The following is a 15,350-nucleotide window of genomic DNA, read 5'->3' as shown; positions in this document are numbered from 1 at the left end:
GCGGAGGCAAGCCATCGCACTCCGGTTCCTGTTAGGACAATGCACTTCCAGCAACCGATTTCCATCGCCCGCTCGTTCCAGCGAAACGCCCCTGTCGTCACGGATTCCAACATCGGGCCATCAGCCGCGCCAAGGGCCTCTCTGGATACTCCGCTTGCAATCGCCTGAGCAGGGCTTCCCACTTCGGTTTTCTCATTTCATTGACTGACAATCCGAAGAGCCACGGTGACTCGACCTCTTCGTTGTCGAATCCGGCCAGATAGTTCCGTTCAGCGGCTTCTTCTTCAGCCAGCCACCGGGCCAACTCTTCTTCACGGGTCTCCGTCAAATCCGGAACCACGAAGCGCGCGATCGCGACCACGGCCAACACGAAAAACGGCCGGTCATCCCCTCTCCCGATCCGGGGAATCTTCCAAAGAAGAAATCCAGCCAAGGCGGCCAAAGCCTCCGGCCCCACGACCAACGCCGACTCCAGCAATTGGATCACGGTTTCGTTGGTGGCCGCGTGATTGGAAGTCGCCAACAACACGGCGCATGAAAACGCGCGCATCCGATGCCCCCTCACCCCCTTGCCGCCAGGCTTCCATTCCTCCACATCAGGCTCGGACCAACGGATGAGCTCCAACACCTCCTGCGGATACCAATGGTCCAGCTCATCCCACTCTTCTCCCTGCCACACCGGCATCAGGGACTCCAGGTGCCTCTCGGCACCCTGCTGGTAATCCGCCCCCGCGATTTCCCGGAGCATCGATTCGTCGATCCGCTTGCGGAAACACCCGGTTGCCGCCCACCGGTCAGGGGGGAAAAGAAGCGCGAGCCATTCCGGTGGCCCGATGGTTGGTTCATGCGTGGGATTCATCGCCTGGCGGGTGGATCGAAAAATCCACCAATCCCCATCCGGAGACAATTGCCGAATCTGACATCTCCCTAACCAAACCCTCCTCGCTTTTCCCGCCCTCCGTGTGTAGGGGTGCCGCATGTCGGATCCAGCATCCACCCCGCCGCCCCATCAGGACTATCCACAGGCGGTGATCCCCGCCATTCCTCCGCGGCGGCACCTTGAAGGGCAGACCGCCCTCGTCACCGGGGCCAGCTCGGGCATCGGGCGGGCGGTGGCCATCTCGCTTGGCCAGGCCGGCGCGAATGTCGCTGTGAACTATTCCTCGAAGGCGGACGCCGCCCTGGAGGTGGTGAAGGAAATCGAAGCCGCCGGCGCCCGCGCCATCGCCGTGAAGGCGGACGTTTCCAAGGAGGACGAGGTGCTGGCGATGTTCGACGCGATCCGCGCCGAGTTCGGCACGCTCGACATCCTGGTCAACAACGCCGGACTCCAGGTCGACGCGCCATTCATCGACATGACGCTCGCCCAATGGCAGAAGGTCATCGACGTGAACCTCACCGGCCAGTTCCTCTGCGCCCGCGAGGCCGTGCGCGAGTTCAAGAAACGCGGCGTGCGCCCGGAAATCTCCTGCGCCGCCGGGAAGATCATCTGCATGAGCTCCGTCCACGAGGTCATCCCGTGGGCCGGACACGTGAACTACGCCAGTTCCAAGGGCGGCGTGATGCTCATGATGAAGAGCATCGCCCAGGAGGTCGCGCCATGGCGCATCCGCGTCAACTCGATCGCCCCCGGCGCGATCCGCACCCCGATCAACACCGCCGCCTGGGACACACCGGAGCATTACGCCGCGCTCATGAAACTGGTGCCCTACAAGCGCATCGGCGAGCCCGAGGAAATCGGCCGGGCCGCCGTATGGCTGGCCAGCGATGACTCCGATTACATCCATGGCATCACCCTGTTCGTCGATGGCGGAATGACCCTCTATCCGGGATTCGAAACCGGGGGTTGAGAGCTCCCGCGAATTCGCGCTTCCTTTCCATCGGATGAATGACCGCTGATTACGCTGATTTCACAGATTTAGAAGAGAACGGATTCGAACCATTTTCTTAATCTGCGAAATCAGCGTAATCAGCGGTCATCCCATCGCACTCCGGCGAGCATGCCCTTCCCTCTCTGATGCCCCTCTCATGAACCCCAAGCTCGAAGCCATCCGCCGCCGCATCGAGAACGAGCACACGCTCATCAACCAGCGCCTGTCCTGGCTCGTCAGCTCGCAGGCCTTCCTGCTGAGTGCCTTCGCCATTTCACTCAACGCGCCAAAGGAGTTCGCGGGCGGCGGCTACCTGGAGGCGAACCACCTGCTCGTCCGCGTGATTCCATTCGGTGCCATCGCCTGCATCGGACTGCTGTGGCTCACCCTGTGGGGCGCGATCTGGTCGCTCGGCATCCTGCGCCGCGAGGCGAACAACGTCTGCGGCGACGAGGACCTGCCGGTGCTCAACCACGCGGCCATCCGCTGGCTCGGCCTCGCCGCACCGGTCTTCATCCCCGCGATCTTCCTGGCGCTGTGGATCGTGCTGCTGATCTATCCCCACTGAGCCATGCCCTCCGAACAAACCCGCCTCGATGCCGACCGGGAACGCCTCCACAACTGGAAGCGCTGGGGGCCCTATCTGAGCGAGCGCCAGTGGGCCACCGTGCGCGAGGACTACTCGGCCGATGGTGAGGCGTGGAATTCGTTTCCCCACGACCACGCCCGCAGCCGCGCCTACCGCTGGGGCGAGGACGGCCTGCTGGGCTTCGCCGACCGCGAGTGCCGGATGTGTTTCGCACTCGCGCTGTGGAACGGCCGCGATCCGATCCTGAAAGAGCGCCTGTTCGGCCTCACCGGCCTGGAGGGCAACCACGGCGAGGACGTGAAGGAGTGCTACTACTACCTCGATTCCACCCCCACCCACTCCTACGCCAAGGCGCTCTACAAGTATCCCCACGCCCCCTTCCCCTACTCCGAGCTCATCCAGGAAAACGGTCGCCGCCGCGATGAACTGGTGCGCCGCGAATACGAGCTCACTGAAACCGGCGTCTTCGACAGCAACCGCTACCACGACGTGTTCGTGGAATACGCGAAGGGCGGTCCGGACGACCTCTGCATCCGCATCACCCTCGCCAACCGCGGACCGGAACCCGCCACGCTCCACCTGCTGCCCACGCTCTGGTTCCGCAATGTCTGGAGCTGGGGCTGGCAGGAACCACCGCCGAAGCCGGGCCTGTGGCTGGAAAGCCCGGGCGTGGTCCGCGCCACCCATGCCGAACTCGGCGACTACCGCTTCACCTTCGACACCGGCGCGCCGGTGCTGTTCACCGAGAACGACACCAACCACCAGCGGCTGTGGGGGCAACCCAATGACTCGCCTTACGTGAAGGACGCCTTCCACCGCCACGTCATCGACGGCGACCCCGGCGCGGTGAACCCGGCGAACACCGGCACCAAGTGCGCGCCGCATTTCCGCCTCGATCTCGCCGCCGGGGAAACCCGCGTCGTCCACCTGCGGCTGACCCGCGATGGCGAGCCCGCCCCCGAGGCGGAAGCCGTTTTCGCCGACCGCCTCCGCGAGGCCGATGAATTCTACGCCCAGGCCGGAGCCGAAGCCCGCCAGGCCTACGCCGGCCTGCTGTGGAGCAAGCAGTACTACCACTACGTTGTCGAATACTGGTTGAAGGGCGACCCCGCCGGACCGCCGCCGCCCGCCGAACGGCTCAAGGGCCGCAATTGCGGCTGGGACCACGTCTTCTGCAACGAGGTGCTCTCGATGCCGGACAAGTGGGAATACCCGTGGTTCGCCGCCTGGGACCTCGCCTTCCACATGGTCCCGATGGCGGACATCGACCCGGATTTCGCCAAGCGCCAGCTCGGACTGCTACTACGGGAATGGTACATGCACCCGAACGGCGAGCTGCCCGCCTACGAATACGATTTCGACGCGGTCAACCCGCCCGTCCACGCCTGGGCCGCGTGGCGGGTCTACAAGATCACCGGCCAAAGGGGCAACCGCGACCGAGCCTTCCTCGAAAGCGTGTTCCAGAAGCTGCTGCTGAACTTCACCTGGTGGGTGAACCGCAAGGACGAGAAGGGCAACAACCTCTTCCAAGGCGGTTTCCTCGGGCTCGACAACATCGGCGTCTTCGACCGCTCGAAGCCGATCCCCGGCGGCGGCTACATCGACCAGGCCGACGGCACCGCGTGGATGGCCTTCTACTGCATCACCATGCTCTCGATCGCACTGGAGCTGGCGCAGGAAAACCAGGTTTACGAGGACCTCGCCTCGAAGTTCTTCGAGCACTTCGTCCACATCGCGGAGGCGATCAACAACTTCGACGACAAGGGACTGTGGGACGAGCAGGACGGCTTCTACTACGACGAGCTGAACATGGGCGACCACAGCATCCCGCTGCGCGTGCGCTCGCTGGTGGGCCTGCTGCCGATCATCGCCGTGACCGTGCTGGAGGAGGCGCAGCTCCGGAAACTACCCGCTTTCTCCAAGCGCATGCAGTGGTTCATCGACCACCACCCGGAGTTGGTCCAGCAGAGCACGCTCTGCCCGATGTGCGGGAACGAGAAGGAGCGCCTGCTGGCCATCCCCTCCCAGGAACGCCTGACCCGCACACTGCGCTACATGCTGGACGAGGCGGAATTCCTCTCGCCCCACGGTATCCGCTCGATGTCCGCCATCCACCGCGACCATCCCTTCGTCCTGCACCAGAACGGCAGCACCTACTGCGTGGACTACACCCCGGCCGAGGGCACCACCCACGTCTTCGGCGGCAACTCGAACTGGCGCGGGCCGGTGTGGTTTCCGATCAACTACCTGCTCATCGAGGCACTGGAACGCTACCACCACTTCTACGGTGACGATTTCAAAGTGGAGTATCCGACCGGCTCCGGCGCGATGCACACGCTCCAGGAGATCGCGGACGACCTCGGCCGCCGCCACGCCTCCCTGTTCCTCCCGGATGCCAATGGCCACCGCCCGTGCCACGGCGGGGACGCCCGTTACGCGGAAGATCCCCACTGGCGGGACCTCGTCCTGTTCTACGAATACTTCCACGGCGACACCGGCCGCGGCTGCGGCGCCAGCCACCAGACCGGCTGGACCGCCCTGGTGACCCGGTTTTTGTGCCAAGGATCGCCCACCCCGATACAAGCGCCCTCATGAACCAGGATGCCTTTTGGAAAATCGTTGAAACATCCCACGCACGGTCCGGCGGAGACATGGAGCGGAAATGCGAAATCCTACATGATCTTCTCTCCAAACTCAGCCAACAGGAGTTGGACAGCTTCACGGATCATTTCGACCAAGCCGATGCATATGCCTACAGTTGGCCGTTGTGGGCCGCCGCCTACATCCTGAACGGAGGTTGCTCCGACGATTCATTCTCGGACTTCCGGGCCACCTTGATTTCCATGGGGCAGACAACCTTCGAGAATGCCCTCCGGGATCCGGAAACACTCGCGACCGTCCGCTTTCACAACGGGAACCCCTGCTACGAAGGATTTCAATACGTTCCGTCGATGGTGGCCAAGTCCGTCTTCGGCCGCCCTCCCGTCCACCGGATTCCACTTCCGGACGAGCCATCCGGCGATCCATGGGAAGAAGAAGCCGTGGATGAACTTTTCCCGTTACTCGCCACAAGCGTCATCGCCTACCGGAAAGCAAAAACCCCGGACACCAAACAGCCCTGGTGGAAGATCTTCTGACGCCCTAAGCTCTGGAGGATTGCCATTCCGGCCATGATTCCTTCCTCTAAGGCATAGTGCCCGTCTTCCACCCCTTCACCGCCCAGCACTTCATCGCCCTCGCGATCGGGGCGGTGATCGGTGCCATCCTGATCCTCGCCGGACGGAAAGGCGGTCGACCCAAGCGCATCGCCATCGGCCTCCTCGCCACCCTCAATCTCTCCGCCTACGTGATGGTCCGGCTGGCATGGAAGGGCCACGCCGATCCCGGCATCGACAACATGCTGCCGTTCCAGCTCTGCGACCTGGCGGCCATCCTCGCCGGGCTGGCGCTGCTGACCCGCCGCCGCACGCTCCGCGACCTGACCTATTTCTGGGGCCTCGCCGCCACCACCCAGGCCCTGCTGACGCCCGCCCTCCAGGCCGGGTTCCCGTCCTGGCCATTCGTCGTCTTCTTCATCCAGCACTTCGCCATCGTCACCACCGCCCTGTTCCTGCCACTGGCGGACGGCTGGCGGCCCCGCAGCCCGTGGTGGAGCAGTCCGGCCCGGGCCTGGCTGTGGGCGAATGTCTACATCGTTTGCGCCCTGGGGGTGAATACCTGGCTGGGCTCGAACTTCGGATTCGCCTCGCGGAAGCCCTCGAATCCCAGCCTGCTGGACCACCTCGGACCCTGGCCGTGGTATCTCCTTTCCCTCCAAGGGATTGCCTTTTTGCTCTTCCTGCTCCTGTCCCTGCCCTTCCTCCGGCGGAATCCCGGCGGAAAATGAGTTGGTCACCCGCCCGGGCGGGTCTATATCCCCGGCAGCAATGAGCGACGCCGCTGAGAAATCAAAACGCCCCCGGGTCAATGTCCGCCGTCCCGAGGTCATGGAACTGGTCGCCGCCGAGGTGGCGCGCCACTACCAGTCCAGCATCGTCGAGAAGATCCGCAACCACAGCGGCGAGCTGACCGTGGGCACCACCACCGTCCGCCTCGCCCAGCAGTTCGGCTTCTGCTACGGCGTCGAGCGCGCCATCGACCTCGCCTACGCCGCCCGCCGCGTGTTCCCGGAGAGCCGCATCTTCCTGATCGGGGAAATCATCCACAATCCCGAGGTCAACCGCCAGCTCGTGGACATGGGCATCGTGTCCCTGCCGTGGCAGGAGATGAACGGCAGCTACGACGACCTCACCGCGGACGACGTGGTGATCGTCCCGGCCTTCGGTGCCCCCACCCCTTTCATGGACAAGATCGAGCAGCAGGGCTGCTACGTCGTCGACACCACCTGTGGCGATGTGATGAAGGTCTGGCGGCGCGTCCGCGGCTACGCCAAGGAAGGCGTGACCTCGATCATCCACGGCAAGGCCGGCCACGAGGAAACCCGTGCCACCGCCTCCCGCGCCCAGGGGGAAAACGGCCTCGGTCACTACCTGATCATCCTCACCCTCGCCGACACCGACTACGTCTGCGACTACATCCGCGGCAAGGTCGACAAGGCCGCCTTCCTCGCGAAGTTCGCGGACGCCATTTCCCCGGGCTTCGATCCCGACCAGCATCTCACCCGCGTCGGCGTGGCGAACCAGACGACCATGCTCAAGAGCGAGACCGAGGAGATCCAGCGCCGCGTCCGCGATGCCATGGTCACCCGCGATGGCGACGCCGCGAATTTCCAGGTCTTCGACACCATCTGCGGAGCCACCCAGGAGCGCCAGGACGCCCTCTTCCAGATGCTGGACAAGCAGATGGACCTGCTCCTCGTGGTCGGCGGCTACAACAGCTCGAACACCACCCACCTCGTGGAGATCGGCGAGGAGCATCTCCCCACCTTCTTCATCCGGGATGCCTCCTGCCTGAGGTCGCTGGAGGAAATCGTCCACTACGACATCCATCACAAGGAGGAGATCAGCAGCTCCTATTCCCAGCTCTTGCTCGGCGACCAGCCGGTGACCATCGGCATCACCGCCGGGGCCTCCTGCCCGAACAACCTCATCGAGGACACCATCCTCAAGGTCTTCGAACTCCGCGGCGTGTCCCGCGAACAGCTCGTGGTCGCCTGACGCCATTCCTCCCATGACACCGGACAGCCCCATCCGCCTGCTTCTGTCCGGCCCGCTGGCCTTCGGCCCGGGAAAGGCCGAGCTGCTGGAGCGGATCCAGAGCACCGGCAGCCTGAATGCCGCGGCGGCGGAAATGGAGATGTCCTACATGAAGGCCTGGAAGATGATCCGCGGCCTCAACTCCCGCTTCCGTGAACCGATCGTCACCCTCAGCCGCGGCGGTGAACAGCGTGGCGGCGCCTGTCTGACCCCGCTGGGATTGGAAGTACTGGACCTTTACCTCCAGGCCGTCGCCGCCGCCGAGGAAGCCACCCGCCCCACCCTCGAGCGCATGCGGGAGTTCCTCGCCCCCGATGAACCGGATTCACGCGGCTGAATCTCGTTATACTTTAAAAAATAGATCGGATCGTTAGGGTCGGGGCCGATGCACCGCTCCTCCCTGCCTTGCTGGCTGATCCTACCCTGCCTCCCCCTCCTTCCCACCGCCACGGCGGAAACGCCCGCCGATCTGGGTGAACTGGTGGTGGAAGGCCTGGTTCCCCGCTCCGATCTTACCGGCGGCGTGATCGAGAAGAAAGCCATCGAGGATTTCCACCGCGAGGACCTCGCCCAGGCGCTCGATCTGCTGCCCGGCGTCGACTACCACCCCACCGGCCCCCGCAATGAGGCCGGTCTCTCGGTGCGCGGCTTCGACCTCCGCCAGGTCCCCGTTCTCATCGACGGCATCCCCGTTTACGTTCCCTACGACGGCTACGCCGATCTGAACCGTTTCTCCACCGATGGCGTGGACGAGATCCAGGTGTTCAAGGGCCTCGGCCCGGTGGGCAGCGGCCCGAACCAGCTCGGCGGCGTGGTGAACATCGTGTCCCGTCGACCGGAAAAACCCCTGGAGGGCCAGGCCCAGATTGGGGCCTTCGAGAACGGTGGCGCGAAGGCCTCGCTTAGCGCCGGAGGCCGCGAGGAGCACGGTTACTGGCAATTCTCCACCTCGTGGATCCAGCAGGATTCGATCCCGCTGTCCGATGACTTCCTGCCCCGCCCGACCGAGAAGGGCGGCGCGCGTGACAACTCCTATCACACCGACTGGCGCGCCTCCGGCCGCATCGCCTGGACTCCCACCGCGGAGGATGAATACGCCCTCGGTTTCTGGGTGCAGCGCGGCGAGAAGGGCAATCCGCCCTACACCGGCTACGACAAGACCATGAAGCCACGCTACTGGCAGTGGCCGGAGTGGGACAAGAGCACGGTCTACCTGCTCACCAAGACCACCCTCGATCCGGACACCACGGTCCACACGAAGGCCTACTACGACAAGTTCGACAACACCCTGAAGGCCTACGATGACGCGCGCTATCTGACCCAGCTCAAGCCATCCTCCTTCACCAGCATCTATGACGACTACACGGTCGGCGGCTCCGTGGGGATCGACCACCGGTTCGGCGACCGCACCACGGTGAAGGCCTCGCTCGATGGCAAGCTGGACCACCACGACGAGATGAACGTGGGCTTCCCGCACTACGTCTTCGAGGACACCACCTGGTCCGCCGCGCTGGAGGCCGAGCACCAGCTCAATTCCATCTTCACCCTCGCCGCCGGCATCAGCCACGATTGGCGGGACATCGGCCGCGCCGTGGACACCAACACCGGCAACCCGATCAACGGCGGCGACGCCGACTCCTGGAACCCGCAGGCCATCCTGTCCGCGAAGCTGCCGGACGATCTCAACGCCAGCATCGGCATCGGCCGGAAGAGCCGCTTCCCGACCATCAAGGACCGCTATTCCTACCGCCTCGGCCAGGCGATCCCGAATCCGAACCTCCAGACCGAAACCGCCACCCACCTCCAGGCGGAGATCGAGGGCAAGGCGCTCGACCAGCGTTTCCACTGGTCCGCCTCCGTCTTCCGCTCGTGGGTGGACGATGCGATCCAACGCGTGGATCGCGTGGCCTTCACCCCGGGAGGCGCACCCCTGTTCCAGCTCCAGAACGTCGGCAAGGCCGAGCACACCGGCGTGGAACTCTCCACCAGCATGGCCTGGACCCCGAAGTTCGAAACCGGCGTGAGCGGCTCGTGGATCTCAGTCGAGAATCGCAGCAATCCCGCGATCTTCCCGATCGGCACACCCTCGCTCCAGTCCTTCGTCTACGCCCGCTGGTCCGCGCTGGAGAAGCTGCGCGTGATCCCCTCCTGGTGCTGGGCGGACTCCCGCTATTCCGCCTCGAATGGCATCCGCACCGGTGCCTACTCGCGCATCGACCTCCGCACCGAGCTGGATGTCGTCGACAACGTCACCCTCGGCCTCGGAGCCACCAACCTCCTCGACCGCAACCAACAGCTCGCCGAAGGCTTCCCTGAAGCCGGCCGTACCCTCTACGTGGACCTGACCTATGCGTTCTAACCTCCTCTCCTGCCTCCTCGCCGCCCTGCTCTGCACCGCCCTCCACGCCGGCCCGGTGGTGGACGTCCATGACGGCACCGCGTGGAAGCCGCTGGAAGAAGCCGCGTGGAAGGAACTGCCCCGCGTCGAAGCCACCGCGAAGGGCCGCGATGGCACCGAGCACCGCTATTCCGGCGTTCCGTTGATCGAGATCGCGAAGCGCTTCGGCGCGCCCTCCGGAGAGGCCCTGCGCGGCCAGGAAATGAACCGCGCCGTGCTGCTCTCCGCCGCCGACAACTACAAGGTGGTGTTCTCGCTCGCCGAACTCGACCCTGCCTTCACCCGCTCCCGCGTGATCCTCGTGGACCGGGTCGACGATGCCGCCCTCACCGCCTTCGAAGGCCCGCTCATGATCCTGGCCGTGGACGATCTCCGTCACTCCCGCTGGATCCGCCAGGTCAAACAAATCGCCCTCATCCGAACCGCCCTCCCCGAACCCCGGAAACCATGACGTCCATCCCTCGCCTCCTCGCCCTCGGCCTCCTGCTCACCGCCCCCTTCGCCCGTGGCGGGGAACTCCGCGTGGCCGCCGCCGCCAGCCTCGCCGAATCGATCACCGAGATCGGCAAGCTCTACCAGGAAAGCCACCCCGGCACCACCGTCACCCCGGTCTTCGCCGGCTCGAACGTGCTCGCCCGCCAGATCGAATCCGGCGCACCGGTGGACGTCTTCATTTCCGCCGATGAGAAGACCATGGACGGACTGGTGAAGGCCGACCACATCGCCAAGGAGGCCGTGGTGCCGCTGCTTTCCAACGCGCTGGTGGTCGTCATCCCCACCGACTCCACCAAGACGATCCAATCCGGCGCGGATCTCGCGAAGCTCGACCGCCTCTCGATCGCCGACCCGGCCGCGGTGCCTGCGGGCGTCTACGCGAAGACCTGGCTGACCAAGCTCAACCTCTGGGAGCAAGTCCAGCCGAAGACCGTCGGCGCGGAAAACGTGCGCGGAGCGCTCGCCGCCGTGGAAGCGGGCAATGCCGATGCCGCCATCGTCTACCGCACCGATGCCGCCATCTCGCAGAAGGTGAAGATCGCCTTCACCGTGCCCTCCAATGAAACCCCGGCCATCATTTATCCGGCCGCGGTGTGCAAGGAGTCCCACGATGCCGCGGAGGCCAAACAGTTCATCGCCTTCCTCCAATCGGAGAAGGCCTCCGAGGTCTTCAAGAAGCGCGGCTTCGGCGTGCTCGCTCCCGCCGCCAAGTAACCGGTTTCAACAATCCGCCTCCGGGCGAAACCACAGCCGCGGCACCACGGGTGTCGCGGCTTTTTTGCGCGCGGGGTCCACCTGGAAATCCCAGCGTGTCCCACAGTTCGAAAAGGGGAGCCACCTATCGATCCTTTGAACGACTTCGGTGGAAACAGCCATCCACTTCCAAATGGAAGTAGGTGAGCGAAAGTACGAGGACTGGGATTTGAACCCAGGACCAATTGGTTAAAAGCCCACAAATCTTTTCACAACAATCTAATAACCAATCGATAAATTTCTTCAGATCCGGCCATTTCGGGTATTTCTCGACTTTTTTAGGCAATTCGGGCAGCTACGAGCTACACTCCATGGGCCGCCCACCATCATTCAAAATCGCCCAAACCGAGGACGGTTGGAAGGTCGAAATCCCCGCAAGCTTGTCCGCGTCAGGAAAGAGGGAACGCGCCTTCTTCAAGACCCGCGACCAAGCCAAAGCACACGCCGCCAACCTCAGGGCGAAGCGCCAGGCTCACGGGGAAAACGCTGCGGCAATTCGTCCCGCTTTGGCAGAGGAGGCCACCAAGGCCTCGGAGATGCTCGCCCCCGTCGGGCTTTCTCTTATCGACGCCGCGCGTATCGCCGTCGGCATCGAAGAAGCCAAGATTGGAAGCGAATTTGTTGAAATTGCCTTGGCAGCATTCGTCCTCACCAAAGAGGCTAAAAGTGAAGCTCAGGTCCGTGCCTACGAGCACATGCGGGCAGCCCTTGCGGGCGAATTTGCGGGCCGTAAACTTTCGACGATTACCGGCCAGGAACTCCTAAACCACGTGGAAGCCACCACCGGGCGCGACTCCACCTTCAATCGGCGAGCCGAGACCATTAGGACCTTTTGGCGTTGGTGTGCAAAAGCGCCGCGAACATGGTGCGACTCACGCTTAATCGATGTCTTAGAGAGGAAAGATGTGCGCCGAGCCCCCATCGGCATCTTGACACACGAGGAATGCCGCCAATTGCTCCAAGCGGCCGAAAGCCACTACCCGGAATGTGTTCCTGGATTTGCAATCAGCCTGTTCACAGGCATTCGCCGGGCCGAACTCGAACGCCTTGAAGTCTCTGACTTCACCGAGGAGGGTATCGTGATCCACGCCGCCTCTGCCAAAACGGGGCGGAGAAGATTCATCCATTTTCCAATGCCTTTGGAACAGTGGCTCGCAGCATACCCTCTCGGCAGCTCGGTTCTTCCCGCAAATTGGACAAGGAAAGAGAAGGCCATACGCCGACTGGCGGGCTGGAAGGTCTGGAGTGATCTGGTGCAGCCCGCCACTCCCCCGGCCAACCGTAAGCGCTCCACACGCCCCCCGTTCCCGGACCTACGATATAGGTGATACATAGGCATGAATGACCTCTATCGTAGATCCCGGTGGCGGGCCGGGTTTGATCCGATCGGATTCCCGCGGCCGCGTGCTGATCGAGCCCTCCCAACGCGAGGCCCTGCTCGATGCCTTCGAGCGCGGCGGACAGTCGGCGATGGCCTTCTGCCGCCAACACGGCTTGAAGTATTCGACCTTCGCCACCTGGGTGCAGAAGCGTCGCCGGGATCAGCAGGAACCGGAACCCGTTCAACACTCCTTTGCCGAAGTTGTGGTGGACGCGCCCATGGAGCCTTCGGTCCAGGCAGCCGTCGCCGAGCCCCTGCGCGTCACGCTTGCCGACGGCACCCGCATCGAGGTGGCCAACCGCAAGCACCTCGCCTGGGTGGCGGAGCTGCTCCGCCATCTTACCTCCACCCGCCCGTGCTGACTCTCTCCGGCAGCCTGCGCGTCTTCCTGGCGCTGGAGCCGTGCGACATGAGGAAGTCCTTCGACAGCCTCCACGCGCTGGTCACAGGCCAGCTCGGCGAGGACCCGCGCAGCGGCGCGGTCTTCGTCTTCTCGAACCGCTCGCGCAATCGCATCAAGCTCCTCCATTGGGATGGCACCGGCCTGTGGGTTCACGCCAAACGGCTTGAAAAGGGTACCTTCTCGTGGCCGAAGCCGTCGGATGGCCGCGGAGGCAAGCTCAAGCTCGCCCCGGAGGCGCTCGCTCTGCTCACCGACGGCATCGACCTGAAGGGCGCGAGGATGCGCCCGTGGTATGAACGGGAGTGAACATCCGGCTTGCCGGGGCCTACTCCAACCATCGTAGCATGCGCGCGTCCGATGACGCCCGAGCGCGAACAACAGCATCTCGAACGGATCTCCGCCCTGGAGCAGGAGAACGCGTTGCTGCGCCAGAAGCTCGATCTGGTGCTGAGAAAACTCTTCGGCAAGAGCAGCGAGGCGCTCGACCCGGCCCAGCTCGAACTCCTGCTGGGTGAACCGCCGGGAAAAGCCCCGGCCTCCCCGACCTTCGGCGACGCACCGGTGGTGGAGGCCAGCGCAGCAAGCGTCGCCCGTCCTGATTGCAAGCCGCGCCGCGGGCGCATCCCCGAGCATCTTCCCGTCGTGGAAGAAGTGCTGCTGCCCGAACCGGTCAAGGCCTGCCCCGATGCCTGGCGCAGGATCGGAGAGGAACGCAGCGACCAGCTCGACTACCAGCCCGGCCGGATCTTCATCCGCCGCCTGATCCGGCCCACCTACGTCCGTGTCGCCGACCGCGATGCGGCCCCCGTCACCGCCAAACTCCCGCCGCGGCTTCAGGACGGCCTCACGGCCACGCCGGCGCTCATCGCCCACGCCCTCGTCTCGAAATACTGCGACCACTTGCCGTTCTACCGTCAGGAACAGATCCTCGCCCGTCGACATGGCGTCGCCATCGGGCGCAACACGCTGTGTCGCTGGGCGGAACTCGCCGCCTTCTGGCTCAAGCCGCTCTACCGGCACATCCATGAAGACCTGCTCGCGGGCGATTACCTCCAGGCCGACGAGACACCGGTCAAATACCTCGCCCCCGGCACCGGCAAAACCGGTCTCGGCTATCTTTGGACCCTGCACCGCCCTGGCGGCGATGTCCTCTACCAGTGGCGCACCAGCCGCGGCAGCGCTTGCCTGAATGATCTGCTCGTCGGGTTCAGCGGCATCCTCCAGAGCGACGGGTATCGCGCCTACGACACCTACGCCGCCCGGCATCCGGAGATCACGCAGGCCGCCTGTTGGGCCCACGCCCGGCGCAAGTTCCACGAAGCGTATCAAAGCGGGCAGACCCTCGCGGCCGGACCGCTCAAAGCCATCGGCGGCCTCTACGCCATCGAAAAGGAACTACGCCAAACCCGGGCAGGGCCAGAGGAACGGGCTGCCATACGTCGGGAGCAAAGCATCCCGATCCTCGAAGGCTTCCGCCTCGACCTGCAGCGGCTGCGTGCCAACGTGTCCGTGTTGCCGAAGAGTCCGCTGGGACGAGCCATCGATTACACCCTCGCGCTGTGGCAGAAGCTCGAAACCTTCGTCCGCCACGGAAAAGCGGAAATCGACACCAACCTCACCGAGAACGCGATCCGTCCGACGGCGGTGGGCAAGAAGAACTGGATGTTCGTCGGAGGCGAGGACACCGGGGACCGCAGCGCCATCCTCTACACGCTCATCGAGAGCGCGAAGCGACACGGCCACGAACCGTATGCCTACGTGCGGGACGTTCTCGAACGCCTGCCCGGGATGAAGGCCTCGGAGATCGACGCCTTGCTCCCGAAGAACTGGCAGCCTACGAACGAGGTGCTCGTGCCGATCCAAGCTGCGTCCTGAAAAGCGGCTTCATGCATCCTCGGTCAAGAGAGGCCGCATGGAGCGCTTACTCTCCGACACACTCACGCCTCCGTCATGGTTGCGCTAGGGAAGCCATTGGAGACCCTCACCTTTGAGTTCGGCCATTCAGGTGGTGCCGCAGTCCTCAAGTCCCACTACGTCGGAGCAATCAGTAAAATCGAAGCGGGCAAAGTATGGTCAATAGAGCCGAATTCACCCACATGATTTACTTTCTGCCGTTGCAAAGCCAACAAACATTACCGACCTACTCCAAGCCCATCTCGTCATGCCACTGGCCGCGATGAAACCGCACCCATACGGTTTCAGCTTAGGGAGATCGGCAACATGACGGCATCCAAGTCGGTCGACGAGCACAACCTCAGCATTGCC

The 15,350-nt window shown here is 64.0% G+C and carries 15 protein-coding genes; 14 read left to right on the top strand and 1 reads right to left on the bottom strand.

Annotated features, from left to right (window positions below; genetic code table 11):
- Positions 1-97 precede the first annotated feature (97 nt).
- Positions 98-859 (bottom strand): hypothetical protein, encoded by a 762-nt coding sequence (locus llg_RS11640; RefSeq protein ID WP_338290106.1) that lies wholly within the window; start codon positions 857-859, stop codon positions 98-100.
- A gap of 118 nt (positions 860-977) precedes the next feature.
- Here llg_RS11640 and llg_RS11635 point away from each other — a divergent pair, with 118 nt between their 5' ends.
- The 14 genes from llg_RS11635 (at position 978) to llg_RS11570 (ending at position 14,960) form a co-directional block, all read left to right on the top strand.
- On the top strand, positions 978-1,850 hold the full coding sequence (locus tag llg_RS11635) for an SDR family oxidoreductase (RefSeq protein WP_338290105.1): 873 nt from the start codon (positions 978-980) through the stop codon (positions 1,848-1,850).
- A gap of 178 nt (positions 1,851-2,028) precedes the next feature.
- The gene (locus llg_RS11630; protein WP_338290104.1) at positions 2,029-2,439 is read left to right on the top strand and encodes a hypothetical protein; all 411 of its coding nucleotides are present in this window, start codon (positions 2,029-2,031) and stop codon (positions 2,437-2,439) included.
- A gap of 3 nt (positions 2,440-2,442) precedes the next feature.
- Positions 2,443-5,055, top strand: a complete 2,613-nt coding sequence (locus tag llg_RS11625; RefSeq protein WP_338290103.1) for a glucosidase — start codon at positions 2,443-2,445, stop codon at positions 5,053-5,055.
- Positions 5,052-5,597 (top strand): DUF4240 domain-containing protein, encoded by a 546-nt coding sequence (locus llg_RS11620; RefSeq protein ID WP_338290102.1) that lies wholly within the window; start codon positions 5,052-5,054, stop codon positions 5,595-5,597. Before llg_RS11625 ends, llg_RS11620 begins: the two co-directional genes overlap by 4 nt.
- A gap of 56 nt (positions 5,598-5,653) precedes the next feature.
- Positions 5,654-6,346 carry a TIGR02206 family membrane protein gene (locus llg_RS11615; RefSeq protein WP_338290101.1) on the top strand — a complete coding sequence of 231 codons (693 nt, stop codon included), beginning with the start codon at positions 5,654-5,656 and terminating at the stop codon, positions 6,344-6,346.
- 40 nt (positions 6,347-6,386) lie between these two features.
- Positions 6,387-7,616, top strand: coding sequence for a 4-hydroxy-3-methylbut-2-enyl diphosphate reductase (locus tag llg_RS11610; protein WP_338290099.1), 1,230 nt, complete (start codon positions 6,387-6,389; stop codon positions 7,614-7,616).
- A gap of 13 nt (positions 7,617-7,629) precedes the next feature.
- The gene (locus tag llg_RS11605) at positions 7,630-7,992 is read left to right on the top strand and encodes a hypothetical protein (protein ID WP_338290097.1); all 363 of its coding nucleotides are present in this window, start codon (positions 7,630-7,632) and stop codon (positions 7,990-7,992) included.
- A gap of 48 nt (positions 7,993-8,040) precedes the next feature.
- Positions 8,041-10,014 carry a TonB-dependent receptor gene (locus llg_RS11600; RefSeq protein WP_338290096.1) on the top strand — a complete coding sequence of 658 codons (1,974 nt, stop codon included), beginning with the start codon at positions 8,041-8,043 and terminating at the stop codon, positions 10,012-10,014.
- Positions 10,004-10,504 (top strand): hypothetical protein, encoded by a 501-nt coding sequence (locus llg_RS11595; protein ID WP_338290094.1) that lies wholly within the window; start codon positions 10,004-10,006, stop codon positions 10,502-10,504. Before llg_RS11600 ends, llg_RS11595 begins: the two co-directional genes overlap by 11 nt.
- Positions 10,501-11,262, top strand: coding sequence for a molybdate ABC transporter substrate-binding protein (gene modA, locus llg_RS11590; protein WP_338290092.1), 762 nt, complete (start codon positions 10,501-10,503; stop codon positions 11,260-11,262). Before llg_RS11595 ends, modA begins: the two co-directional genes overlap by 4 nt.
- A gap of 224 nt (positions 11,263-11,486) precedes the next feature.
- The gene (locus tag llg_RS11585) at positions 11,487-12,629 is read left to right on the top strand and encodes a hypothetical protein (RefSeq protein ID WP_338290091.1); all 1,143 of its coding nucleotides are present in this window, start codon (positions 11,487-11,489) and stop codon (positions 12,627-12,629) included.
- Between the two features lie 13 nt (positions 12,630-12,642).
- A complete protein-coding gene (locus tag llg_RS11580; RefSeq protein WP_338285800.1) occupies positions 12,643-13,044 on the top strand; it encodes a hypothetical protein in 402 nt (133 codons plus the stop codon).
- Complete coding sequence (gene tnpB, locus llg_RS11575) at positions 13,038-13,391, top strand: IS66 family insertion sequence element accessory protein TnpB (RefSeq protein ID WP_338290090.1); 354 nt, start codon at positions 13,038-13,040, stop codon at positions 13,389-13,391. The genes llg_RS11580 and tnpB overlap by 7 nt, the downstream gene beginning before the upstream one ends.
- 51 nt (positions 13,392-13,442) lie before the next feature.
- Positions 13,443-14,960, top strand: coding sequence for an IS66 family transposase (locus llg_RS11570; RefSeq protein WP_338290089.1), 1,518 nt, complete (start codon positions 13,443-13,445; stop codon positions 14,958-14,960).
- Positions 14,961-15,350: the final 390 nt, after the last annotated feature.

Source organism: Luteolibacter sp. LG18, assembly GCF_036322585.1.
In the GTDB taxonomy this organism is placed as follows: Bacteria; Verrucomicrobiota; Verrucomicrobiia; order Verrucomicrobiales; family Akkermansiaceae; genus Luteolibacter.
This window is presented reverse-complemented; position numbering and strand designations above follow the sequence as displayed.